We start from the raw sequence: 25,125 nt of genomic DNA, 5'->3' as shown, positions 1-25,125 counted from the left end.
ACCGTTGTAAATTGGAAGCTACTTTTGCACTTATTTTTGTGATTTAAAATTGAAAAATTAGACCTTCAAAATAATAAAAAGTAGTATTTTTGACAAATTCAATTTGAAATGCAATTCAAACACTCAGAAATCCTTTACTTTCTTTTTCTACTACTTATTCCAATTCTGGTTCATTTATTTCAATTGCGACGTTTCAAAAAAGAATATTTCACTAATGTCAAGCTTCTAAAAGAACTTTCCCTACAAACCCGAAAAAGTGCTACAATCAAAAAATGGCTATTGCTAGCCACTCGTTTACTACTTTTGACCTTTATGGTTTTGGCTTTTACCCAACCCTTTTTTAAAAGCAAAGACAGTAAAAACAGTAGCAATGAAATGTATATTGTGTTAGACAATTCGTTCAGTATGCAAGCTAAAGGACAAAAAGGCGAACTGTTGAAACGAGCCGTAGAAGACTTGCTAGAACATTGTCCTGAAAATCAAAATTTTTCATTGATTACCAATTCTGAGACCTTTTGGAATACCGATATCAAATCGATTCGTTCTAGTTTACAAAACTTGAAATACAGCCCATCAGCTTTCCAGCTAGAAAGTGCGATGGCTAAAATAAAATCACGCCACTCGGCTTCCAACAAAGATGTAGTCATTATTTCTGATGCTATAGGTTTAGAACAAAAACAATTGAAAAGCATTGACAAAGATTTCAATACCTTTTTTATCATTCCAAAGGCTGAACAGAAAAACAATATCGCCATTGACAGTGTTTTCATTAAGCAAACTCTGGATAATTTTTATGAAATTAGTATCAAATTATCAGGATACGGCACACAGTTAAAGGAAGTACCCATTGCTTTGTATAACCAAGAAAAACTAATTGCAAAAACTCTGGTCAAAATGGAATCCAATACAAAAACTATTGATTTCACCATTCCTAAAGAGGACTTTCATGGCTATGCATCCCTAACTGATAATGGTTTGGAATACGACAACACACTATTTTTTAGTATTTCAAAACCCGAAAAAATAAATGTGTTGAGCATTGCCGAAAACGAAAAAAGCACCTTTCTATCTCGAATTTACACTAAGGATGAATTCAATTACAACAATTATACTTTAGAAAGTTTGGATTATAATGTGCTCGATAAACAAGATGCTATTGTATTGAATGAACTCAAAGAAATCCCTCAGGCTTTACAAACAACCTTGAAATCATTTGTAGAAAAAGGAGGTAATCTTGTGTTTATTCCTTCACAGGAAAATAGCCCATCAAACATCAATAGTTTTCTATCCAATTTTGGAAACATTCAATTCAAAGCATTACAAAAAGGAGAAAAATTAATTACCAAAATTGCTTTCAACAATCCGCTTTATGCTGCCGTTTTCGAGAAACAAATCGCTAATTTTCAATATCCTAACACCAAATCATCCTTTGATGTAAAGAGCTCTAGTCCTGCTATTTTGAGTTATGAAGACCAAAGTATTTTTCTAACTTCTATTCGCAATCCAATTGCTTCAGTGTATGTTTTTTCATCTGAAATCAATAAAGGAAATTCCAATTTTATCAATTCGCCTTTAATTGTTCCTACTTTTTACAATATGGCACAAAGCATTCAAAAAACGGGTATCTCAGACTTGACTATTGGAGAAAACAATCCTATTTTAATTGATGTTTTATTGGGGAAAGACGACATTCTAACTATTAAAAACAAAAACGAAAGTTTTATCCCTGTTCAGCAAATTTTAAACAACAAAGTAAAAATCTCTTGCAACGACTATCCACAGCAAGCGGGTAATTTTGGAGTTTATAAACAAAATGAAGTCTTAAAAAACATCAGTTTTAATTACAATAGAACCGAAAGCAATTTATTTCCAACTGACGAAAGCATGCTGTCTGATTATACCACATCTGAAACTATTGAAACAATTTTTACGAGCCTACAAGCTAACCGAACCGATACTGAACTATGGAAATGGTTTGTCATGATTGCCTTATTATTTTTAGTCATTGAAGTATTCATACAAAAATTTGTAAAATGAAACTAATCCTCCGAAACGCTACAATCATTGATTCTAAGAGTCCTTTTCACCATCAAAAGGTTGATATACAAATTGAAGGTGGCATTATTTCAAAAATAGGTTCTGCACTTGAAAATAGTAACAATATTGAAGAAGTACATCTTGAAAACCTTCATGTTTCACAAGGTTGGTTTGACTCGAGCGTTTCCCTTGGTGAACCTGGTTTTGAAGAACGAGAAACAATTGCAAATGGTTTGAACGTAGCGGCAAAAAGCGGATTTACAGCCATAGCCCTTCAACCCAACTCCTATCCTGTTATCGATAATCAATCACAGATAAACTTTGTGAAATCGAAGGCAAAAGAGGCTGCGACTCAGTTGTTTCCTATTGGAGCTTTAACAAAAGAAAGCCAAGGCAAGGATTTAGCCGAATTATTCGATATGAAAAATGCAGGAGCCATTGCTTTTGGGGATTACACTAAAAATACAGACAATCCGAATCTATTAAAAATCGCTCTGCAATACACTCAAGATTTTGATGGCTTGGTGATTGCTTTTTGTCAAAATCCTCAAATAAAAGGAAATGGCGTCGTGAACGAAGGTATCGTCTCCACCCGATTGGGATTAAAGGGAAATCCATCGCTAGCTGAAGAAATAGAAGTTGCCCGAAACCTATTTTTATTGGAATATACGGGAGGAAAATTGCACATTCCCACTATTTCAACAGCACAATCGGTGGAGCTGATAAAACAAGCAAAAGCCAAAGGATTGAATGTAAGTTGCAGCGTTGCCGTACATCATTTAGTGCTAACGGATGAAAGCTTAGATGGTTTTGACAGTCGCTACAAAGTCACGCCACCGCTTCGAACGGAAAAAGATAGAAAAGCCTTACTCGAAGGCGTTAAAGACGGAACCATAGATTTGATTACTTCCGATCACAATCCAATAGACATTGAACATAAAAAAATGGAATTTGATTTGGCAAAAAATGGAACCATTGGTTTGGAAAGTGCTTTTGGAGCTTTAAATACAGTTTTGCCTTTAGAAATTTGTATTGAAAAATTGACGCAAGGAAAAGCCCTATTTAACATTGAAAACACACCAATTGACGAAGGAGCAATTGCCAATCTCAGTCTCTTTACTCCCGAAGGAACGTGGACATTTGGCAAAGAAAACATCTTGTCAAAGTCTAAAAATTCAGCATTTTTAGGAGCTTCAATGAAAGGGAAAGCCTATGGTATTTTTAATAAAGGAAAATTAATTTTAGTATAAAATGGATAACAAAATAGAAGAAGGAAAAACCGCAGCGATAACCAGTTACATTCTCATTGTTGGCGTATTGATTGCCCTATCGATGAATTCGGATGTCAAAAGCCCATTTGCTTCATTTCATATTCGGCAAGCACTGGGATTATCGGTTACATTTATCTCTTTGGGTTTAATTATTAGTAATTTTAACAGTTTGATGATTTCGGCTACCATGTGGATTTTTGTATCCATATTGTGGACCTATGGGATGTTTAGTGCCATAAAAGGAGAAACAAAACCCCTACCGCTACTAGGCGAATTATTTCAAAAAGCATTTAAAAGTATATCCTAATTCCTATGAATTTATCTTTACATCATTTGGTTCGAGAACCTAAAATAAAATTAGATAAAAACCCATTATTGCTACTCATTCATGGGTATGGAAGCAATGAAGAAGATTTGTTTTCCTTTGCCAGCGAATTGCCAGACCATTATTATATCCTTTCGGTTCGAGCTCCTTATAGTTTGCAATATGGCAGCTATGCTTGGTACTCCATTAATTTTGATGCCGATGAAAATAAATTTTCTGATAACGATGAGGCGAGAACTTCTCGAGATGCAATTGCCCGTTTTATAGACGAAGTTGTGGCGAATTACCCTATCGACCCGAACAATGTAACTCTAATAGGATTTAGCCAAGGAACTATTTTGAGCTATGCTGTAGCACTTTCTTATCCTGAAAAAGTGCAGCGTGTGGTGGCAATGAGTGGCTACCTGAATCTAGATCTCTTGACAGACGATTACCTTAAAAACAACTTCTCCAACCTGAAAATATTTGCTTCTCACGGAACGGTAGACCAAGTTATCCCTGTAGATTGGGCTAGAAAAGCTAAACCTAAATTAGACAACTTAGGCATTACAAATACCTACAAAGAATACCCTGTGGGTCACGGTGTTTCTCCACAAAATTTCTACGACTTTAAGAATTGGCTGGAGGGAAAATAGGTTTTGGTTAACGATGATTAAAGTTTATTGTTAATTTGTTTACATTTGGGAATGATATGAAACAAACCTTTGCCAATCTAGATGAAAATGGTTTTAAATACGAAGGTTAGTTTCGGATATAAACTAGTTAGTTAAAAGGCTATAAACACAAATACCTAAATAATCATAATGAAGATAGTATACATAATTGGAAATGGGTTTGATATTAATTTAGGAATGAAAACTAAATACAAGGATTTTTACGAAAAGTATAAATCTACAGATTCAGATTCAGAGTTAATTAAGCAATTAAAAGAAGAAATCTCCAAGGAAATTGTTGATTGGTCAGATTTGGAACTTGCATTTGGAAAACATACAGTAAAACTTGCTAACATTAAGGAATTTGATGAAGTTTATGAAGATATAGTAAATAATCTTGGAGACTATCTAATTGCTGAAGAAAAAAAGTTTGATTTTAGTAAAATCCAAAAAGAATTATTCTTAGAGCAACTCTTTCGACCAGAACTCGCATTTCCTGATGAAGATTTATCGGAAATTAGAGATTTTAAACAGCAATGGAAAAACTCTGAATGGAGAATAAATATTATTACTTTAAATTATACAAGAACTATAGAAAAAATATTACAAGACAGCTTTACAAACATTCAAATTGGTACGCATCACCAGTCGCAAATTGTATTAAATAATATTTTTCATATTCATGGATATACAGATAAAAGAACAATACTCGGTGTTAATGATATTTCACAAATAGATAAAAAAGATTTTCATGAAAATGAAGAAATTTTAGAAGCTTTGATAAAAACAAAATGTAATAGAGTTCAACGTCATAATATTGACAAAAAATGCGAAAGACTTATTACCGAAGCGAATTTAATATGCATATTTGGGTCTTCCATTGGTGATACAGATAATTATTGGTGGCAATTAATAGGTGAACAATTAAAAAAAGATGTCAAGCTACTAATTTTCAAAAAAGGTGAAGAAATAAAAGAGAGATTCGCGCAAAAGACCGCAAGAACTCGTCGCAAAATAAAACAAGTTTTTTTAGCTAAAACAAATTTGACTGACGAAGAAAAAAAAACAAGCAGAAGATAATATTTATGTAGGAGTAAACACGAATATGTTTGACATTAAAAAATAAGCCATTTCACTAACCGCAGTTAACACAAATGGCAGATTTTGAGCGTTTTAAAAAGTATGTTGCTGAATTGAAGTTTTTTGTATTTGCATGGTCAGTGATGAAAGTAGCCACTGGTAAAAGCTACATAATATTCAACATTTTCCGAATAACAACCCCTTATTTCTGATACAATACCGTTTGAAAAGTTTCAAAAGAAACGGTTTCGTCCTCATTGATAAAGTATTTTATAAGTGCTTCGCCCCAATATTCGCCATCGTTAAAATCGGCAATAATCCATCGGTGATTGAGAATCTTGATTTTGTTGATGATAAACTTTTGAGTTCCAATCTTGTCTTGACCTGTATAAGGATTTCCCTCTGGGTTATCGTTAAAATCCAATAATTTTTCGGTTACATAAGGAATCAATTTTTCGTAGGCGATGAACGTTTTAGAATTTGAATTGTCAAAATAGTTTTGGGCATTATCGTTATTTTCTAATGAAAAATAATTAGCATCTGCTATTTTTTGAGTCATAGCGCTAATGCTGTCCTTGTATTTTATACTCTTCTTTTCAAATTGTGATTCCTCGAAAGCAATGCGCTTGCTGTAATACATATAGGTAAATACATTCATCAAAACGGCTAAAATAAAAAGATAAAGAACTAAGGACTTTTTCATTGTATAAGGTTTAAATAATAATTTCTAAAGTATCGTAGGCTAAAAAAACATTCTTAGGTAATTTTTTTTGTATCTCTTCGTGAAATCCAAAAATGTGGCTAATATGAGTAAGATAGGCTTTTTCTGGTTGTATAAATGCGATAAAATCTAATGCTTCTTGCAAATTAAAATGAGTTTTGTGTGGTTCTTCTCTCAAGGCATTCACCACCAATACTTTCAATCCTTTTAATTTATCCGTCTCAGATTTTTCAATGGTTTTCACATCCGTCAAATAGGCAAAATCATCAATCCTGTAACCAAAAACCTGTAAATATCCGTGAAAAACATTAATGGGTATGGCTGTTTTATTTCCAATAGCAAAAGGTTGATTGTTAATTACTTCTACGGGTTTAACACCGGGTGCTCCTGGATATTTATTCTCCGTTTCAAAAACATAATCAAATCGCCTTTTCAAATTTGCTATCACGCGTTGGTGGGCATAAATAGGAATCTCACCCTGCTTGAAATAAAAAGGTCTAATATCATCTAAACCTGCTGTATGATCAGAATGTTCGTGGGTGTAGAGAATGCCATCAATTCGCTGACAATTGGAAACCAACATTTGCTGTCTAAAATCGGGGCCACAATCGATGATATAAGAATAATTTTGCCAAGAAAGCCAAATGGAAACCCGTAGTCTTTTGTCTTTAGTATCAGAACTATGACAAACAGAATGATTACTTCCTATGACTGGAATTCCCTGAGAAGTGCCCGTTCCTAAAAAATAGACTTTCAATTATGTTATATTTTTTTACAAAAATAGCATTAATTCTGGTTCCTTAAAATCCTATTTCGTTAACTTTGTGAAGCATTATATATAAATACGATGGTAAAAGAAATAAAATTAAAAGGCGACAAAGAAATTCAACAAGTTCCTTCGATAAAAGACAAAGCGCTTCGAATAAACATGAATGAAAACATATATGGAACTTTTGCAGAAATTGGTGCTGGGCAAGAAACAGTAAGACATTTTTTTAGGGCTGGAGGCTCCTCTGGAACGATTGCAAAAGCTATGTCTGCTTATGATAAAGATTTTAGCGATGCTATTTATGGTGTTGAACATGACGGTAGATATGTAACGGAAAATCGTCTCAAAAAGATGCTCGATCTTGAAAAAAATTTAATTGAAAAACGTTTAAATAGAGACAAGCATCCCAATAAAATGTTTTTCAGTTATGCTAATACGGTAGCCACCATAGATTTTGCAAAGCAATTCAAAGGTCACGGTTGGGTTGGCATTCGATACCAACTTGAGCCTAATGAAGAATACAATGACATTATCATCCACATCCGTTTTAAAGAAACCGATGCTAGATTGCAACAAGAAACGCTTGGGGTATTGGGTGTGAATTTAATTTATGGAGCGTATTATAAATACAATGAACCCAAAAAACTATTGCGCTACTTGTACGACCACTTAGATAAAGACCAATTGGAGATTGACACCATCAATTTTTCAGGACCACGATTTGCCCACATTGACAATCGATTAATGAGTTTGCAACTTGTAAAAAATGGAATGACCGACGCCGTAATGTTCAATCCTCAAGGAAAAAATATACTACCCGCGGCGATTTTATACAAGAAAAATATCTTAGCATTAAGAGGAAGTTTTCGACCTGTTACGAGTGTGAACATGGACATGTATGAAAAATCTCTAAAGATGTTTTTGGAAGAAAGCAAGGTAGAAAAAGAAAACACCTTGGTAGTTTTTGAAATTACACTATCCAATCTGCGATCAGAGGGAGAAATTGACGAAAGAGATTTTATGGATCGTGCCGAATTATTATGTTCGCTAGGACAAACGGTAATGATTTCAAACTTTCAAGAATACTACAAAGTAGTAGAATATTTTTCAAATTATACCAAGGCGCGAATGGGACTAGCAATGGGTGTGAACAACCTCATTGATATTTTTGATGAAAAATACTACCGACACCTAAGTGGAGGAATTTTAGAAGCTTTTGGTAAGTTATTCTACAGAGATTTAAAAGTATTTTTATACCCAATGCTAGGTGAAGATGGAGAAATCATTACCTCTGAAAATCTAAAAGTACATCCGAGAATGAAGGAATTGTACAAATTCTTTAAATTCAATGGAAAAGTAATTGATATTGTTGATTTCAATCCTAACAACTTAGAGGTCTTTTCACGTGAAGTACTCAAAATGATTAGCAACGGGAAATCGGGTTGGGAAAATATGCTTCCCAAAGGTATTGCAGAATTGATTAAAAAAGATCACTTATTTGGTTATGATCCTGCGAAATTTTTAGAAAATTCTAAATAAAATATTTTTTTTATTTGGAAAGTATATCACTGATTGATAAATCAAAAAGTTTAAAAAACCACTGAAAATTCAGAATTAAAATACGAATTTGCAGTGGTTTACTATTTTTATAAAATACTACTTGTTTATTTCAAGATTTGCGATGCATGTTCTTTGGTTTTTACATCAGTAATGACTTCATCAATGAGACCATTTTCATCAATTACAAAAGTGGTTCTGTGTATTCCATCATATTCTTTCCCCATGAACTTTTTTGGTCCCCAAACCCCAAAAGCCTCAATTACTGATTTATCCTCGTCTGCCAATAAAGGAAACTGAAACTCATATTTGTTTTTGAATTTAGATTGAGCCTTCGCATTATCTGCACTCACGCCTAACAAAGCATAATTATTAGCTGTAAAACGTTCAAAATTATCTCTCAAGTCACAAGCCTCTGCGGTACAACCTGGTGTATCTGCTTTTGGATAAAAGAAAACTACTAGTTTTTTTCCTTTATAATCAGACAATGTATGGGTATTTCCGTCTTGGTCTTTTGCAGAAAAAATAGGTGCCTTATCTCCTTTCTTTAGTGTTATCATTTTTAATATTTTAGTTAGTATGAATTTCTTTTACAACAAATTAATCTTATTTTTACAACTATAAAAGTACAAAAATGAACAAACAGGAACGTGTAACATTTGTTATAAATACGTTAAAAGAATTATATCCTACCATTCCTATTCCGCTAGACCACAAGGATCCTTATACCCTACTCATTGCTGTTCTGCTGTCGGCTCAATGTACCGATGTTCGTGTAAATCAAATTACACCTTTACTTTTTGCTAAAGCAGATAATCCATTTGATATGATAAAAATGAGCATTGAAGAGATTGCTTCAATTATTCGTCCTTGTGGACTTTCTCCTATGAAATCAAAGGGTATACATGGTTTATCTCAAATTCTAATTGAAAAATACGATGGGAAAGTGCCTCAAAGTTTTGAAGCTTTAGAAAAATTACCTGCTGTGGGGCACAAAACTGCTAGTGTCGTCATGTCACAAGCCTTTGGCGTTCCTGCTTTTCCAGTTGATACTCACATACACAGACTGATGTATCGTTGGAACTTATCGAATGGAAAAAATGTGGTTCAAACAGAAAAAGATGCTAAGAGAATTTTCCCAGAAGCGCTTTGGAACGAATTACATCTTCAGATTATATGGTATGGTCGAGAGTATTCTCCTGCAAGAGGATGGGATTTAGAAAAAGACATTATCACTAAAACCATAGGACGAAAAACCGTTTTGGAGGAGTATTTAAAAAAAACGTCCCGATAATTATCGGGACGTTTTCTAATTAGCTATTGTTTCAATTTTCATCTTACCTACCTTAATAAAACTTAAGGCTTTGGAGTAACTTAATAAAAAAGATATCGTTTCTTTTTTAGGTTTCATCGAATTTTTAACTAACGTTTTTTTAGAGTAAATTTTTGCCATATTGTAGTTTGTAAGTTTCTTACATCTACAACGTGACATTATTTGAAATATTGTTAATTAGTCAAAATAATTTGATGTTTTTCGATAACTTTTCTCAAATTTAGTATGGCATATCTCATTCTGCCTAAAGCAGTATTAATGCTTACACCTGTTAACTCAGATATTTCCTTGAAACTTAAATCTTGATACATTCGCATTACCAAAACTTCTTTCTGGTCTTCTGGTAATTCTTCAATAATTTTTCTCAAATCATTTTCTACTTGATCTGCAATCATTTGATTTTCGATAGTTAATGATTTGTCTGTCATTAAAGAAAAAATTGAAAATTCCTCTGTTTCTCTGTACATAGGCATCTTCTTATTTCTTCTAAAATGATCAATAATAAGATTATGTGCAATTCGCATTACCCATGGTAAAAACTTACCTTCTTCGTTATAAGAATTGGATTTTAAAGTTTTTATAACTTTAATGAAAGTATCTTGGAAAATATCGTCGGAAATATCTCTATCAGAAATTTTTGAATAGATAAAACCGTATATTTTTATTTGATGCCTGTTAATTAATATCGTTAGCGCATTTTCATCGCCTGACATATAATTTTTTACTAATAATGCATCTGGGGTTTGAACATTAGCCATAAAATTACTTTTTAGTTTATAATTAAAATTGGAGAAATTTCTCTAAAAAGTAGTTTTTTGTATAGGCTTACTGTTAAAGTTGAATTAATTTATAGCCAAATATAACATAAATATTTTCAAACAAGCAAACATTAACTTTAAATTTAACAGTTTTCATACAATAAAAAAAGAATCAAGAATTCATTTGACGAATAATAATCTTCTCTTCTGTATGACATCTCTTATCGTATTAAATTTCTATTTCTAGCTCACTTTTTGCTCAAGATAAATTTCTTGTTTGTATTTAAAATTTCCCTTTTCATCCCATAAACCCCATGAAGTTCCCGCTTTACCCTCTGAATGCATCTTCCATGATTCATCAAATGAAGAAAAATAAAATAAATCAATATTTTCTTTTTGTGCCCATAATTGAGTTTTAATATAATACTTCATCACGTTTTCTTCTGATGCAACCGCACCTCCAATTACGTCTCCATCACTAGGCCACCCAGATTCGGCAATTATTACTTTTTTGCCTTGTGCAGCCTCGGTAGTTCTACGATATATTTCTTGAAGGTAAAACCCAGCAATTCTGATATCAGAACCTTCCCAAAAAGGGTAACAATTCGCTAAAATCACATCGCAGGCTGCTGTTAATCGAGGTCTGTTTACAAATTCAAAATAAGCATCAACGTAACCTACAGGTGTATTTTTGGTTGCCTTCTTTACTATTTGTATGTAATTTATAATTATTTCTTCATTCAATTCTTCTCTGTAGAGTACTTCATTTCCAACAGCTGCGATATCTACAAAACCGTTTTGTATCAGATTAATTAGAGAATGGATTTCCGTTTCGTTTTTATCCATGTCGTTACCTATCCAAGCACCTACAACCGTTTTTAGCCCCATTTCTTTGGCGATTTTAGGGATTTTCTCATGTCCATTTGTACATGAAAAAATTCGTATCCATTTTGTATGTGACTTTACTATTTCTAATCGATTTCGTATTTGCTCTTCAGAAATATAATCACCTGGTTTTTGTCCACTTGTAAAAGGACTGAAACAAATGCCATGCATTCCCTTTTGAAAAACAGAAGTAAATTCAACTTGAATATCATCTTTTGACAAAACTGAAAAATCAATTTTAGAATTGTGAAATTCGGGATATTTATTTTTTAATTCACTTTCAGATAAAACATCAATATTGATTTCAGAAAGCAACTTCATTTTTGAATAGCCTGATGGTTTGATCGCTTTTCTCTTTTCTAGAAGACCTCTTACTTCTAATGCTTTAGCTTCATCAACATCATAATCTTTCATTGCCCAAATAGCGGTCAAAGTTCCTAGTATAGGAATTCCTACAAAGAAAATTCGTAACCAAAACATGGTTTCGTCGGTTTGTGTAGCAGCATTTGATTGAAAAGCGACCAAAGAAAGAATTAAACCACTTAATAAACCTGCGACTGCGGTTCCAAATTTAACCATCCACCAATAAATGGCACCTAAACTTCCTTCTCTTCTTTTGCCTGTGTTGAGTTCATCAATATCAATTACATCGGAAGTCATCGACATCATTAAGGTAAATAAACTACCTATTCCGAAGGAGAAAAATGGCAATGCAAACAAAAACAGATATGGTTTTCCTGGAACAAATAATAAATAAAGTAAGATGTAGCCCACTACAGAAATTCCTTGAGAAACCAAAAATGCTTTCTTTTTCCCCATTATTTTTGACATTCTTGCAACTACAGGAATAACTGCAACCGTAGTGATAATAGCACCTACACTTCCAAATAAAGTAGGCCATAATCCAAAGCCATCTTCGTTTCCTTTAAATAAATAATATTTGATGATGAAGTAAGAAAATCCTGCTGTGGTTTGAAAAGCATTGAATATTAAAAACGTAGCTATACAAATTTTTCGGAATGGTTTAATTTCTATCGAAGCTTTCAACCCTTCTTTTATTTCGCCAAAACTTCCGAGAATTCCTTTTAAATCAATTGGGCTGTAATTTTCATTGAGTGTAGATTTACTTGGAATAAAAAATGCTGGAATTGCAGCTAAAATAGCACAACCAATTGCAACATACACTGCCAAAGTTCTAACTGCAACATCACTTGATGGAAATAAGGTTTGATCTGCCATTATCACCCAAAACCAAGGCGCAACTACCCAAGCTAGCTGACCGATGAGTTGTGAAGTCGCCATAATATTGGTTCGTTCATGGAAATCATCGCTCATTTCGTAACCCATTGCTACATAAGGAATACTAAAAATAGTCAAACCAGAGTAGAAAATCAATGAAATCACTAAAAAGTACCAAAAATTGTATGTAATACCGTTTTCAGCATACAATTGCCACATTAATGCAAAAGAAATACCTAAAATAATCGCTCCTGCTAAAACATATTGTCTTCTTCTTCCCCATTTTGATTTGGTATTATCACTCACATAACCCATTATCAAATCAAACAACGCATCATAAAACTTTGGAATAAAATACGTTAAACCAAGTAACAATCCACTAAATCCGAGTTTTTCTACTAAAACGACTGTAAAAATCCCAATCATTGCTGGAAACATTTGATTAGCTAACATTCCTAACCCAAAAGCGACTTTCTGTCCGAAGGGTACTTTATTTTGACTAACGTTTGTTTTTGATTCCATAATTTAGATTTTTATATTGTTAATAGTGGTGGTTGGTTTAATTTTTTTAATTCTGTTTTAGGAATTTTTCTTAAGGAATAGATTTTGGCACCAAGACTTCCTTCATCAATTCTTCTTTATTTCCGTTGTATGTTTTTGTAATTTTGTTGCCATTTCTAGTTAATCCCTCAAATACTCCTTTATCGACTAGGTTCCATAGCGCATATTTAGCTTGACCATTTAATGTAAATAAACCAAAATGATTTTCCGATCCTTGAGGATTGTTTGCGTCTTTCCATTGTTCGTCAAAAGCTTCAAAATAAAAACAAGAAAGTCCTGCTTGATTCGTCCAGTCTCTCATGTGATTATAAAAGAGCGCCTCCTTGTACTCATCTGTAGCCCTTGAACCATTATTCCCATAGTGTTCATTTGACATACTCGCCCATCCTGTTTCTCCTATGTGAATTGGTTTGTTTACTCCTAGACTTTTCATGTATTTTGAAACCCCTTCATACTGTGATATAGCATACTGTTTAGCACGAAACATAGCAGCATTAATTTTTTCAGTGTCGCTTAGTTGACTTTCGTTTGCTAGAATTCCCCAAAATGCTGGGTTATAATGGGTATCATGCATCGGGTAAGTGTGCATGGAGATGTAATCTACTGCTTTGATTAGTTTTTCTAAATCTTCCACATGATACATCGGGTCACCACCTCCCCAAGAAGCAAAATTATCTGAACTGGTTATCCATAAATTAGCAGATAACTTACCCGATTTCTTTAAATCTTGTAAATAATTAACCCATTTTAAAATGACACTTGGTTGAACAAAATAACTTGTAGCCCATTTTACCATTGCTTCATTACCTACGGCAATAACTTTTACAATTTCAGGATATGCATTTGCAAGCACTACAGCTCTATCAATCTCAGCAGCATTTCCTTTACTTTCAACGTTGTGATTTGGTTCTAAAGTAGTCCATGCGTTTTCACAATCAATCCAAGCACCTAACATCACATACATTTCAAATGAAGGGTCGTCTTTCTTTAATTGTCGGATAGCTTCTAATAAATTGGAAGCTTCCATGAGATGAACGTTATAGGTTCTTATTATTTTTATTCCCATAGCTGAAAGAATCCTCATATCTTCTTTAAGTTCTGCTATTGTGGGTTCTAAGGTTCTAGATTTTTGTCTAAAACCACCATAAGACATTGCTAAATACTTTGGATTCCCGAGTATGTCGGCTGCTGTAAGGTTATTATTTGGCATCTCTTTTATTCCTTCGTTTTTTGATGTATTCACGCTTCCACATCCAATTAATAGAATTACTATTGGAACTATTAAAAATATATTTAGGATGCGTTTCATATTTTTACTTTTTTAAAGACACGATTATTTTGTTGACATTACTTTTTCTTCCAAAAATGGCTTTTGAAATAGTTGCATCTAGACTCAAATTATCGTAAAGTTTTGCGGAGCTGTCTTCAAAAACAACCTCTAAATTTTCATTATCTCCTAGTTTATAAACTATTGGTATTTGACAATAGGTAAAACACAACGTATTCGCATCCAGTTGGATTTGTGCTTCTCTGTTGTTGATATCGATATAATTGAATGTTTTTGGAGCTTGCAAAAATTCATTCTTTCTCAATAGTCGAGTGTTGAAAGTAATTTTTCCATCTTCTACACTAACTCCTACTTCTCCTATCCTACTCAAAATATCCTCCTTAACTTGGCCTGTCATTCCGGGCTGTTGTGCCCCTTTTCCAGCTGGTGTATGTGAATATGGATCAGTTGGGAAAGCTCCATACAATTCTGGCGATTTGTGTACTCCTATCCCAGCATTTATTTCATAATAATGGTCAAAAAGTTTGCCAATAGTAACTTCATCTTCTTTTGTATTTACTGCCAACAAACAATTTTCTTGAACGGCTAGCAACAATTTAGAAACCATATGCCAGTATATAGACCCCAATCCTTCATAACCAAAAAATGTTCCTGATCTACCCGTAAATGCCTTATGATTAAAAACTTCTTCATACATTTCTAAAAGTAGTTTAGTGTCTTTTTCTACCAAGGATTTGTACTTGCCCTTACTTAAATTTGATAAGGTTGATTTTAAAACATTGGCATTATTGAAATTACCATTAAAATGATAATTGCCTAATATATCTTTTTCAACTATTTGAGTATTTCCATCTTTTACGAGTTGCATAACCAGTTCCGATTTTTGAACTTTTTCTGCAGAAATATTATTCTTTTTATCGAATCTAGGTAACTCTTTGTTAGGGTATAAAATGTAACTGTATTGATCTTCTCTAAATAAAGCACTACTTTTGAGTCCATCAAGAACTTTTAATGCTTCTTTTGGTGATAATATTCCAGAACTTAACACAGCCACTTGGCCTTCTAACATTTCAGGAAGGTATGAAATTGATATTTCCTTATCGTTTTCGACAGTCATTAAATTATAAGCATGATACATATTATCAGCTCTTTTATTAGCATTAATAGTATGCGCAAGGAATTGTTTCAAGACATCAAAAAATCCTAAAAGTTCATTTTTAGAGATTGTCTTTTTAGTGCCTTTAAAGCCATCTTTGTAAACAGATAATCTGTATTTGCTTCCTGCATTGCCTAAACCATCTAAAACTGTTTTTCTATCCTTATCAGATATTTTGCTAGAAAGTAAATGCTTGTTATTGTTAAGAGTAGTGACAATTTCATTAAAAAATTCTGATAACTCTTCAGATAATTCTATGGTATCAACGGTAGATTTTTGAATTACTGTTTCATAAAAAATAATGAATCTGTTTATATAATATAAGGTAACCATTGAAACTCCATTACCTACAAGAGCATTATTAGCATCGTTCCATTCAGGTCTTTGCGTGTTTAGCCAAATTCCTCCTTCTGGAATGAAATTGGATATTTTTGCTAAAAGAGTTACTAGTAATTTTTCGATTAAATTTACTTTATAAATAGCAGAATTCGCATCCATTATAAGTGCTCCATCAGAACCCATTTCATTTCTGAGTTGTCTTATTTTTCCATCTAATTTGTAATCAAAATCGATAGTGTCTTTTGGATTTAATAGTGTATCCTGATAGCTTTTTATTTTGTAAGGCACGTTAGCATACACAAAAATATTTTGAGTAAATCGTTTCTCTAAAAGGTTTGGATAGTGATTTTCTATAAATTCTAAAAACTTGAGCAAATAAATAATTTGATGGTCTCCCCAGTACCCAATGTAAGACCAAGGGTCATGCTCCTCGATAGCTTCCCAATCAAAACCATCTTTAGTTACACGATACGGATTATAGCCATCAAAAGTGGTTGCATTCAAAAATTTATGAATCATACTTTCAATAAACTCAGGGAAAGAATGTGCTAAAGCTTCCCAGTTTTGAAAAATATCTCTCCAGTTTCCTTGATAATCTAAAATTTTTGACCCATCTATTTCGCTCTTGGTATTGATTGAAAATTTGTTCCAAGGACGACTTGGGTCACCGTGACGACGACTGAATTTTAGTGGAAGGTATTCCAGACAAAGGCGTTTAAAATTGGTATCTTCAACAGTATCTGCTCTGTTTTTTAACTCGTCTAGTGTAAAACGTTCAGCTAATGAAGTGAGTACATCTTGATTATTATTGAAAACATTTTTGTTGGCTTTTTCAAAGTAGCTTAAAAAATCTTGCTTTTCAATCGTATAACCATCATCAAATATTCCACCACGCATGATGTTAAAAAGAGTATTTGAAAAATGCCTTGTATTGGTCAACTCATCTTCTGTAATTTGTAATCCGTCAGAAGCTGCTGCTAATGCAATTAAATTTTTAGTTCCTAATTCAACATCTTGTTGAATACTACTTGCTAAATTTTTCTCTTTTTTTATGAATTCTGATAGTTCAGTAACCTTAGAAATGGTTTGATTGACATTGGCCACAAAAAACCAATTATTTTCAGATTTTGATTCTAGAGTAATTTTTGTATTTACAAAATAAGCTCCTCTTTCTGCCTTGATATCTACTTCTTGATTGATATCATTCCCTTTTCTAAATGCATCAAGTTGCAAGGATGAAATTAGATATTTTGGAGCATTTAAACCAAAAGACCAAACTGTATTTGCTTTTAAAGATTCACTTGGTTCCGCTTTATCAACAATAACAGCACTCAAAGTATATATACCCATACCAACATCGGTAAGTAATTCGTTTTTCTTATAGGCATCTACCAAATTACTTTTGCTGCTTTGTAAATCTTCATTTACTCCATAGGGCAATATATTTTGCATTCCATCTAATACGTTTATTTCTAAAGCATTATCAGAATTATTAATCAGAGTGGCTTTCTTGATAAATCCAAATTTATCGCTTGAATTCCACTGATATCTATAGACTAAATTTAAGTCCTCATTAATTTCCTCAAATATGATCTTGTTACCAAAACTGTTTTTGTATACATTTCTAGTAATGGTATACAACCCCATTTGTCTGATTGAGAATGGTTCCCAAATCATTTTTTTTGAATTCGAATGAATTTGAAAAATAGTTTTACTTCCTGTAACTTCACAATTCTCAGTTACTTTATCGTCTGAATAATATGGAAACAATGCATTTTCGCTGTCTTTTCTACCAGCTGTTAATCCTCCATTACTTGAAATGAACATCCAATGATTTGAGTCACTTACAATGCTCATAAAAAATGGCCTCATAGCATCACTGTTTGTAATTTTGTAAAATTTTTCATTCTCAAAAGATACCCATTGTCCTTTTATATCTTTAACTTCCATAAAAAACTATTTTATTTTCTATTATTATATGTTGTGTGAAATAGTAGTCTTAACGCTAACTATTATTTTTATTTTCAATTACTATTGTTTGTATGGCGTGTGGTAATGTGTTTAGTTGTGTTGTTTTTGAATTTAGTGTAATACTGTAACTGATATTGGTATCACTCTGATTTAGAACAACTATAGCTATACTTCCATCTTCATTTTGAAATGCAGTAGTCAATAATGAATTACTTGAAGAAACACTTGCTATTCGTTTTGCGCTAGGTCGAATAAATTTTGAAAAATGACCTATGTAATAGTATGAATTCGTAAAAGTTAATTCTCCTGTAGTTCGATTTCCGTGTACTGGAGAAAAGCAAAGATTACCAACATGATTGGGTCCTCCAGTTTCATCGAGAAGAATATTCCAGTCTGTCCAAGCAACAACTCCATTATTAAAATCATTAATCATAGATTTTCCATAACGTTCTGCTAATTTTGGGTCTTCGTTTGTAATTCTAGTTGGATTAAAACTTTCATTACAACCTTCTGTAAAAATTAAATTTTTATCTGGATAGGCTTCTTTAACATACCTCACAGCATCATACATAGGAATACCATCTTTCCAGTCTTCATACCAATGAAAGCCTGAACCCCAAACATATTTAGATGCTTTTGGATCGTTTAAAATAACATTCACTCTTTGAAATAATAAATCTCTGTTATGATCCCAAACAATTATTTTTTTATCAGATAAGCCATCTTTTTCTAGTGTAGGTCCCAAATAATTCTTTAAAAAATCGCGTTCTTCCTCTGCTGTATAAATACAAGATTCCCAACGTTGAACCGCTAGAGGCTCATTTTGAATTGTTAATCCCCAAATTGGAATCCCTTGTTTTTCATATGCTTTTATAAACTTGGTATAATAATTAGCCCATGATTGATAGTATTCAGGAAGGAGTTTTCCTCCTTGAAGCATATTATTATTTGACTTCATAAATGCGGGTGGACTCCATGGACTAACATAAAATGTAAGTTTTCCTCCTGCAGCAGCAATTGCTTTTTTGATAAAAGGAATCCTATATTTTTCATCATGTTGTATACTAAAAGTTTTAAGTTCCTTATCACCCTCGGCAACATACGTAAAACTACTCGATGAAAAATCACAGCTATGAATAGATGTTCTAGCTAAAGTATATCCAATGCCTTTCTCTTTACTAAAATAAGCCTCTAAAAAAAATTCTTGTTTTTCTTTTGGAAGTTTAAAAAAAGTTTCGGCTGATGCATCAGTTAATGCCGCCCCAATTCCTAAAAAAGTTTGAAACTGTTTGCTTGGGTCTACTACAATTGTAGCATCAGTTTCTAGAGGTTGTTTGACGCTACTAAATTGTAATGAATCTGAAACAGAAAACTTTAAATTGCTACTGTGAGCTGTAGTATATACCAAAGCTTGCATTGTTTTAAAAGAATTATTTTCTGAATTATTTTGGCCTATAGTCTTTCCGATGCTACCAATACAAAATACCAATCCTAAAAAAGGGAAAAAATTCATTTTGGTATTTTTAGTTAGTAAATACATTTAACAATTGGCTTTAAATAATTGGTTATTTCAATCAATAAGATTGTGATTAATTCTTGTTTTATTGATATACTCTTATGTAATCTATCTCCATAGAAGATTGACTAAATCCTGATTCAACAGGTCCTCCAAAGTTTCCACCCATAGCAACATTTGCAATTAAGAAGAAATCTTGATTAAAAGGAAGAGTCGAAGAATTTGGTGCTGTTTTATACAATACATCATCTACATAAAATCGGATTTTATTCGAATTCCAAATCACCTTATAAATATGAAACTCAGTAGAGGTATTACTAATAATTTTACTTCCCGACACAGCATTACCACCAGAATTGCCTGGGTAATGAAGAGAACCGAAAATTTTATTTTGTTGTTTGCCAACATGCTCTACAAAATCGATTTCACCACAAGCTGGCCAAGAGACAGTGTTAATGTTAGAACCCAAAGACCAAACTGCTGGCCAAGTCCCTACACCAGTTGGAAATTTAGCTCTAATTTCTATTTTACCATATTTAAAACTATACTTACCCTGAGTCTTAATTCTTGCAGAAGAATACGATTTACTTCCTGAAGGTTCTTTTATTGCAGTAATTACCAAGTTTCCTCCTTCTACTTTTACATTTTTAGAATTACTAGTATAATTTTGTACTTCGTTGTTGCCCCAGCCATTATTACCTGTGCCTAAATCATACGACCATATCGAAGGATTTGGAGCACCGTCTGTATTAAATTCATCTGAAAATGTCAAAACGGTAAAATCATCAGCAGTGTTTACTACAACTTCTGGATCTTCACCTTGACAACCCACCGTAATCAGAAAGACAAAAATGAATGCCTTGTTTATTATTATTTTTTTCATTTGATTTGTTTGGACATAATTGTATTTAAATATTAAAACGCATAGAAACACAGTTGTAACTCATTTCATTATAGTATAGACTATGCTTCTATGCGTTTATTTTTAGTATTATAAAATTTTCACAGCTTAAAACAATAGAGATCATAGATTCTACAAACTAATACCCCCATCGCAATTAGACCTTATTGTTTGAAAAAATATACGTTGTCCAAATAAAATTCACTTACTCCTGGGCCATTTGGAATATTAATATTTTCGTAAATAATCAATCCCACTTTACTTTTTGAAGCCATCTCAAGAGGTAGTTCTATTGTAAGCCATTCATTCGCTTTTATTTTATCCGACTTACGAACAAACAATTGTTTTCTTAAATCATTACCACCACCTTCTTTTCCATCTGGACCAAAATCGACAACTGTAACTAAAAAATCAAAGTTTGATGGAACACTACCTGGAATGTACATGTTAAAGTGTAAATGTGTCATTTGCGACAAATCAGCAGTAGGATTAGCAAATTGATTACCAACGAAATTGAAATTTGTGTAATCTATAAATTTGTCTATTTTTCCATTAAATGGCACTTCAAATTCATTGGATTGTGTCGTTTGATAAGGTTGCCAATATCCATTAAAAAAGTCCACATTAATATTAGTATAGGCATCACTAAAAACAGAAACAACATTAGCTGCATCTCTAGTAGGGATAGGAGCCTGTACAAAAACCCCAGTTGATATTACTTTAACAGACCCAACTGCATCTACATTACCTAATTTAGCCGTAATTGTTGCCGTACCCGCTCCTAATTGTTCAACAAAACCACTTGAACTAACTCTCACCACCTCAACATTATCAGATGCAAAATCAAAATAATTAGGAGACATATTTACTACTTGACTACCTCCGTTTGGTAGACTGAATTTTGTTGTTAGACCAGCAATCGTTAATGGTGCAGGTCCCGTTTTTGTTGTGTTTTTACCACTATTTATTTGAGCCTCCTGTAGTATTATATCATCAAGTTTTTCGTATTTCACTTCATCTAACCAAAAGGTATAGCCATCACCATCTTTAGCTCCTGCAGAAACATATAACAATCCTTTTTCTAATTTTAATTTTGAAGCATCTGGAATGGGAATGTAATATTTTTTCCAAGCAGTACTAATTTTTTGTGTGCAACTTGCTTTATAAGCCTGAGACCCTGTGTTATCTAGACCAAAACCAATTTCTATAGTTGCTGCTTGCAAGCCTTTAGCCCAAAAAGTTAATACATTATAACCCGATAAATTACGACCTCCAATATCAAAAAATGCACCTCCAGTAAAACCTCCATCTGGATCACCTACATTTGGCACATCAAAACGCATAGAGGCAGCAGAACCATTATAAGCTACTTTATTGTCTACTTGAAAACCTAAAAGGTCAGAACCTCCAAAAGCTGCATAATCAAGTCCACTACTAAAAGTATCTATAAATACATCTGGATTATTGTTTTGTGATACTGATGCATCTATATCTTTCAAATCGGAATCGTCATTCTGACAACCTGGAATAAATAGTAAGCTAAAAAGAGCAAGCGCTATTTTTCTAAGTTTAATAATTGAATATTTTCTCATTTTTTATATATTTTATTAGTTACCAATGTTTATTTGAATGTATGTTCTAATCTCCCATTCTTGACCATTTGCATAGCCAGGAGCCGTTGGGTCTGGAACTACATTTCCAAGTCCATCTAACATAGTTGCCCCACTAACATATCTGTTAGAGTACTGATCTAGTGAACGCCAAGTTCCTCTTAATCCAATTCGTGTTCCAGGAAGTATAAACCAATCTTGTTTTCCAATTCCAAAAGAAAGATCAGCCATTAATTGCATAGGATAGGTTAAGTTAAAGTCTCTATGGTAATCAAAGGGACCAAAGTCATTAACTTTTACAAATGAATTTAATCTTACTTTTTTATAAATCATTCTTAAGTCAGTTCCAAAACGTTTGATAGTTCTAGCATCGCTACCATTACCTTGGGTAGGTCCACCGTATACATTAGCTATAAAACCTAAGTCGGCACTTAATTTTGATACAATTCTGGCATTTGCTTCCCATAAATCTTTAGCTGGAACCGAGTTTGGAAAAGCAAAAGCAGTTCTGTTAGCTAAAAATCCAATTGCAGCGTCTTGAGTTGTAGGCAAGTGACGGAATACAAATCCAGCACTTACTGCAAATTTTGCATCCTCTGAGCGGTCGTTATCCCACTCATACATCCAAGTACCTGGTGTAGGATCATAAGTAAGCAATAACTCACCCGCTACTTGCTCTCTATTTCCTCTTACAACAAAAGGATCTTGAAGTATGTTTCTAAGTCTTCCTCCAACAGCATCTGCAGTAATGGCTTCTTCTAAAGGTTTTTGCCATAAAAAGTTAGGTGCTATTTGTAGTTTACCAATAGTATATGTAGCACCCGTTAAAAAGTTGTATTGATTACTGCTTCCACTATCTTTTAATCTCCAACCTGTAAAAGTTTGAGTTTGATCGCCAGTAGCTCCACCAGCTACTAATCCTTGACCAGCTACTTGACCATACCAATTGAATTTACCTCCTGTGTAAGTCAATTTCACTTTACCACCAAAGTTATCTTTGGATTCTATTGTTGCTAATTTAGCTACATTAATCCCTCCTTCATTTCTTAAAACTTGATACTCTCTTCCATTAAGCGGTTGTCCAGCCCAAATACCTCCTATATCAAGACCGAATTTTCCGAATTTTCTGTTGGCATGTAAAGTAAATCTTCTTGTTTTTGGTTGAGGTACAGCAAGAGAACTTTCTGCAAGTCCACGTTGTTCTAGATCTTCATGAAAAATACCCGTTACATCAAATTTTGCAATATTTCTAGTATATTTCAACAACGCGGCTGGATTGGCTCCCCACCAAAGTTGAGGTCCTGCAGCTAATTTTAATCCTTTAAATATTTTTTTCCCTTCTACCTCAAATCCATAAGGAGCCATACCATTATAGATATCTATATTAGGACCGTAATTAGCCTCAGGATATAGACCAAAGAAATCACCTTCGTAACCCCAATGATAATGTCCTGTACGATAAAATCCATTTAAATTAAATAATTTTTCGTCCCATTTATAACTCGCTCTGTATACTTGAACGCGATTGTTATCCGATAAAGTTACATCCCCATTAGGACCACTTACAATGGTTGGACGCCCTCTATTTTCGTAAAAGATCTCATCAATAGGATTAAGTGCTACATTACCCAAAATATTGAATTCTACATTAGCAGTCATATTTGACACGGGACTTGCTTCAACACCTACAAAGTAGGATTCCATATGGTCAAAACCAAGTTGATTTGGATATGAAGTACTATTTGTTGGAGCTGTACTTGGAGTTGAAAGTTTTTCGCCTCCTGTATTAAAAGTGGTGAACTCTGCTGCTAATCTAGAGAATTTAATTTTTCCTCCTTTTTGGCTGTCTAATGCTGATTTATCACTTCTAGCTTTCAAAGAAGCATCCATAAGTTGCACTCCATTGAAATAATTATTAATTGAAGCAAGTGAAGCTCCTGCAGCATAAGGATTAAATTGATGTACTTCTTTTAAAGTATAATATGCAGTTCGTGGATATAACTGATAATTACCATTTGAATTTGTTGTTCCTTTGGCACAAATACCAAACCACTCTTCATTCATGTTATTTTCGCCTTGTACATAGTCAAAAGCATATCCTCCATTAGACCAAGAAGCATTCGTGTCGTGTAAATCTAAATTTTTAGTTTGTCCAAATTTCCACCAACCATCGCTAAATTGAAAAGTAAATCCTCCTAATGAATTACCTGCTTTACCAAGACCAGCAGCATTCTCATAGATTTCTTTCCAATTTCCTTTCAAGATATTAGCTTGAGCATTTTGGTCTTCCGAATTAGTAATTGCATTAAAAGCATCCGAACCAAATTCTGAAAGTAATACTGGTTTACCATATTCTTTTTTAACTCTATCGAAAAGATCTCCAAAAGAAATTCCTCTGTATACATTTAGACCCAAAATATCAACATCTGGGCAATCTTTTGCTATAATATCTAAAAATAATAAGTCACCATTACAAATAGCTACTGGGTGTGATTTATCAATAGATTTCATTGCAACCACACCTTCATTGAATAACTTATACATATATTCAGCTCGTTTTGTAGACTTTCTATCTTTCACAGGGATATTTTCGGTTTCAGCACCGTCCCAAAACAAACCATAGTTATTTTCGTTTCCTAACAAGAACAATAGCAAACCTTTAGTGTCTTTGTATTCTTGTGCCATTTGTTTTACTTCCTTCAAAAGTAATTGACGAGTTTTAGCATCTCCATATTCTGTAATTGGCACCCAAGCACCATCGATAGTTAAACCGTAACGTCCAAACGAATGATTTAACATGGTATATATACCATAATTAGTATAAATGTATTCAATCCATTTTTTTGGTATTCCAGTATACACTCTTATTGTATTTACGCCCATGTTTTTAAGCAATGACATTTCATCATCTAAAGCTTGTTTAATAACGCTTTCTGATTGATTCCATAAACTATAGGAATAATTTGTACCAATGGGAACATAATCCCAGTTCATACCATTAATCATAAGGTCTTTTCCATCGACTGATAGTTTCATTCCATTGTCACTGTTAACTACTGTCACAGAATTAGATTGTGCAATAGCCGACGTTGTCAATAAAAAAAGTACTACTCTTAAAAATTTGTTTTTCATATATGTGTATTTAGTTTAAAGTT

18 protein-coding genes are annotated in these 25,125 nt (G+C 33.1%); 7 read left to right on the top strand and 11 right to left on the bottom strand.

Features of this window, described 5'->3' with window-relative positions:
• Positions 1 to 108 precede the first annotated feature (108 nt).
• From AC23L6_RS12390 to AC23L6_RS12370, 5 genes are all read left to right on the top strand, one after another.
• Positions 109 to 2,037 carry a vWA domain-containing protein gene (locus tag AC23L6_RS12390; RefSeq protein WP_487562743.1) on the top strand — a complete coding sequence of 643 codons (1,929 nt, stop codon included), beginning with the start codon at positions 109 to 111 and terminating at the stop codon, positions 2,035 to 2,037.
• Positions 2,034 to 3,287, top strand: coding sequence for a dihydroorotase (locus tag AC23L6_RS12385; protein ID WP_487562744.1), 1,254 nt, complete (start codon positions 2,034 to 2,036; stop codon positions 3,285 to 3,287). The genes AC23L6_RS12390 and AC23L6_RS12385 overlap by 4 nt, the downstream gene beginning before the upstream one ends.
• 1 nt (position 3,288) lies before the next feature.
• A complete protein-coding gene (locus AC23L6_RS12380; RefSeq protein WP_487562745.1) occupies positions 3,289 to 3,615 on the top strand; it encodes a hypothetical protein in 327 nt (108 codons plus the stop codon).
• Positions 3,616 to 3,620: 5 nt separating this feature from the next.
• The gene (locus tag AC23L6_RS12375) at positions 3,621 to 4,268 is read left to right on the top strand and encodes an alpha/beta hydrolase (protein ID WP_487562746.1); all 648 of its coding nucleotides are present in this window, start codon (positions 3,621 to 3,623) and stop codon (positions 4,266 to 4,268) included.
• Between the two features lie 168 nt (positions 4,269 to 4,436).
• A complete protein-coding gene (locus AC23L6_RS12370) occupies positions 4,437 to 5,366 on the top strand; it encodes an AbiH family protein (protein ID WP_487562747.1) in 930 nt (309 codons plus the stop codon).
• Positions 5,367 to 5,568: 202 nt separating this feature from the next.
• On the opposite strand, the gene AC23L6_RS12365 is transcribed toward AC23L6_RS12370, so the two are convergent.
• Together AC23L6_RS12365 and AC23L6_RS12360 are read right to left on the bottom strand one after the other, a co-directional pair.
• Positions 5,569 to 6,069: a hypothetical protein gene (locus tag AC23L6_RS12365; protein WP_487562748.1), complete on the bottom strand. Its 501-nt coding sequence runs from the start codon at positions 6,067 to 6,069 to the stop codon at positions 5,569 to 5,571.
• Positions 6,070 to 6,079: 10 nt separating this feature from the next.
• Entirely contained in the window at positions 6,080 to 6,844 is a 765-nt protein-coding gene (locus AC23L6_RS12360; protein ID WP_487562749.1) for an MBL fold metallo-hydrolase, read from the bottom strand.
• Between the two features lie 90 nt (positions 6,845 to 6,934).
• Between AC23L6_RS12360 and AC23L6_RS12355 the strand changes: the two genes are divergently transcribed.
• A complete protein-coding gene (locus tag AC23L6_RS12355) occupies positions 6,935 to 8,395 on the top strand; it encodes a TonB-dependent receptor (RefSeq protein ID WP_487562750.1) in 1,461 nt (486 codons plus the stop codon).
• 125 nt (positions 8,396 to 8,520) lie between these two features.
• Here AC23L6_RS12355 and bcp read toward each other — a convergent pair whose 3' ends face one another.
• Positions 8,521 to 8,973 carry a thioredoxin-dependent thiol peroxidase gene (gene bcp / locus AC23L6_RS12350; RefSeq protein ID WP_487562751.1) on the bottom strand — a complete coding sequence of 151 codons (453 nt, stop codon included), beginning with the start codon at positions 8,971 to 8,973 and terminating at the stop codon, positions 8,521 to 8,523.
• Between the two features lie 74 nt (positions 8,974 to 9,047).
• Between bcp and AC23L6_RS12345 the strand changes: the two genes are divergently transcribed.
• On the top strand, positions 9,048 to 9,707 hold the full coding sequence (locus AC23L6_RS12345) for an endonuclease III domain-containing protein (RefSeq protein ID WP_487562752.1): 660 nt from the start codon (positions 9,048 to 9,050) through the stop codon (positions 9,705 to 9,707).
• A 212-nt stretch (positions 9,708 to 9,919) separates the two neighbouring features.
• Here the strand turns inward: AC23L6_RS12345 and AC23L6_RS12340 are convergent, their stop codons facing one another.
• The 8 genes from AC23L6_RS12340 to AC23L6_RS12305 all read right to left on the bottom strand — a co-directional run bounded on the left by AC23L6_RS12340 (position 9,920) and on the right by AC23L6_RS12305 (position 25,102).
• Positions 9,920 to 10,504 (bottom strand): RNA polymerase sigma factor, encoded by a 585-nt coding sequence (locus AC23L6_RS12340; RefSeq protein ID WP_487562753.1) that lies wholly within the window; start codon positions 10,502 to 10,504, stop codon positions 9,920 to 9,922.
• Between the two features lie 243 nt (positions 10,505 to 10,747).
• Positions 10,748 to 13,150 carry an MFS transporter gene (locus AC23L6_RS12335; protein ID WP_487562754.1) on the bottom strand — a complete coding sequence of 801 codons (2,403 nt, stop codon included), beginning with the start codon at positions 13,148 to 13,150 and terminating at the stop codon, positions 10,748 to 10,750.
• A gap of 70 nt (positions 13,151 to 13,220) precedes the next feature.
• Positions 13,221 to 14,498, bottom strand: coding sequence for a glycosyl hydrolase family 17 protein (locus AC23L6_RS12330; protein ID WP_487562755.1), 1,278 nt, complete (start codon positions 14,496 to 14,498; stop codon positions 13,221 to 13,223).
• A 4-nt stretch (positions 14,499 to 14,502) separates the two neighbouring features.
• Positions 14,503 to 17,922 carry a hypothetical protein gene (locus AC23L6_RS12325; protein WP_487562756.1) on the bottom strand — a complete coding sequence of 1,140 codons (3,420 nt, stop codon included), beginning with the start codon at positions 17,920 to 17,922 and terminating at the stop codon, positions 14,503 to 14,505.
• Between the two features lie 55 nt (positions 17,923 to 17,977).
• Positions 17,978 to 19,456, bottom strand: coding sequence for a glycoside hydrolase family 30 protein (locus AC23L6_RS12320; protein ID WP_487562757.1), 1,479 nt, complete (start codon positions 19,454 to 19,456; stop codon positions 17,978 to 17,980).
• A gap of 88 nt (positions 19,457 to 19,544) precedes the next feature.
• A complete protein-coding gene (locus AC23L6_RS12315) occupies positions 19,545 to 20,342 on the bottom strand; it encodes a glycoside hydrolase family 16 protein (RefSeq protein ID WP_487562758.1) in 798 nt (265 codons plus the stop codon).
• Positions 20,343 to 20,524: 182 nt separating this feature from the next.
• Positions 20,525 to 21,952, bottom strand: coding sequence for a CIA30 family protein (locus tag AC23L6_RS12310; RefSeq protein ID WP_487562759.1), 1,428 nt, complete (start codon positions 21,950 to 21,952; stop codon positions 20,525 to 20,527).
• Between the two features lie 15 nt (positions 21,953 to 21,967).
• Positions 21,968 to 25,102 (bottom strand): glycoside hydrolase 5 family protein, encoded by a 3,135-nt coding sequence (locus AC23L6_RS12305; RefSeq protein WP_487562760.1) that lies wholly within the window; start codon positions 25,100 to 25,102, stop codon positions 21,968 to 21,970.
• Positions 25,103 to 25,125: the final 23 nt, after the last annotated feature.

It is taken from the genome of Flavobacterium sp. R1_16 (assembly GCF_057652095.1).
The sequence above is the reverse complement of the archived record's forward strand: the minus strand, read 5'-3'. Positions and strand labels throughout refer to the sequence as shown.